At 59.6% G+C, this 1657-nt stretch carries 2 protein-coding genes; both read left to right on the top strand.

Annotated features, from left to right (window positions below):
- Positions 1-190: hypothetical protein (locus tag ACP5E6_RS19030; protein ID WP_427957059.1), on the top strand; the 190-nt coding region annotated here is incomplete at its 5' end.
- A 137-nt stretch (positions 191-327) separates the two neighbouring features.
- Complete coding sequence (locus ACP5E6_RS19025) at positions 328-1401, top strand: hypothetical protein (protein WP_427957056.1); 1074 nt, start codon at positions 328-330, stop codon at positions 1399-1401.
- Positions 1402-1657: the final 256 nt, after the last annotated feature.

Genomic DNA, 1657 nt, shown 5'->3' with positions numbered 1-1657 from the left:
AACAATGATGCCTGCTTGCATGAATAGGGCCTCCGTCCCGCGCGTCTTGCCCTGCTCGTGGGCTCAGGGCAAGCAAGGCAAGGGAAAGCAGTTCTTTTTTGCAAAAAAGAACCAAAAAACTCTCATGAATCGAGGGCTCGGGTTTGTTGCGGTGGGCGACGAACGCCCGAGATTCGCGCTTGCGGGCTAGCAAACCAATCGCGCGTCCAAATATTGTTACGATTTAGTGCGTAATATTCGTTTACATCTTCGTTACGATTAGATATAAAATGTGCCGTCGAGGCTAAAATATTCTCATATGTTGTCGTCCTCAAAACGGGGTGGCTTATGAAACACGTATTGACCGTAGCGGCCATCGTCTCGCTGGGCGGCTGCGCCGCAGCACTCGATCCTGCCCCCTATAACCCGGTCAGTACCGCGCCAAGCCCGGGATGGTTCGGCAATGTCAAACCCATTGCCGGGCAAACGACGTTCGACGCCAGTTGTGAAATGCATGATTCCACATCAGGATCGGATACGCCAGATCCCACAGCCTGGAAAACCTGCGTCCAAAAAAACGCCGCAGGCTTGCAGACGGTCGCCGACGCCTATGGCGCCGAACGGGATCTGCTCATGCGCCAGTCCGTGCTGTTCGACATCCCGATCATCGCCCTCGGCGCCGCCGCCGTCGCCAATCCCATCTTTCACGGCGCTGGCGCCGCGACCACCGCCCTGGGCCTCAGCGGCGCGACCCTCGGCGGCCTGAAACTCTATTTCGGCGACGGAACGCGGGTTCAAAGCTATAACAACGCCGCAACATCCCTCGGCTGCGCCGCCAACACCGGCCGCACCATGGCCGATGAAGGCAGCGCCGACCTCACCCCAGCCACAAGGGCCGGCATCACCAACCTCACCGCCATCTCGATGCTCGACCGCCTGAACACCGACATCGGCACCGCATCCACCCTCCTGGTGAATGGTCAGCCGGGAGGCAAACCACTCACCGCGAGCGAAAAATCCGACCTGCTCGCCGCCCGCGACAAAGCCACCACCGCCGAAGCCGCATTCAGCCCCGCCGTCAGCGACATCATCACCGCCCCCACCCAACTGATCAATTTCGCCTATACCGTCACAGGCAAAACCACCAACAAAATCGTTGGCAGCTCCCAGAACACCAACGACGTCATCAGCAGCATAAAAACGGCAGGCACGGCATTGGTTACGACAACTACGAACCGCCAACCTTTAGGTGTCACACAGCCAACTCCGCCAAAACCGGGTCAACCCGCGCCAAACCCACCCTCGGACGCCGCGAACTTGACGCCCGAACTCAACAATCTCGCCACCACCGCCACAACCATGTCCACCCGGATCAACGCCATCTGGACCCCCCTCACAAGCACATGCGCGCTGGCGTCATGACGCACACCAGATAACTGAACCGCCGCGATCCATCGACCGGTCCAAGCCAATCTCATCGCCGCCCTCGCTCGACCACGCGATCGCACGCCACACAACCTCCGTCGCCCGCCCCTCGCACTACACCCGCGTCAACATCACCCTCCCCCACCACATCCTGCAACGCCTCCGCGCCGTCGCACCATCTTGGACCCACGCACTAAAGTGTGTATAATGCGCATCATGAAGAGCGCCGACCTCATCCGCGAATTGAAAAGCG

It is taken from the genome of Acidiphilium sp. (assembly GCF_049977125.1).
Lineage (GTDB): Bacteria > Pseudomonadota > Alphaproteobacteria > Acetobacterales > Acetobacteraceae > Acidiphilium.
This window is presented reverse-complemented; position numbering and strand designations above follow the sequence as displayed.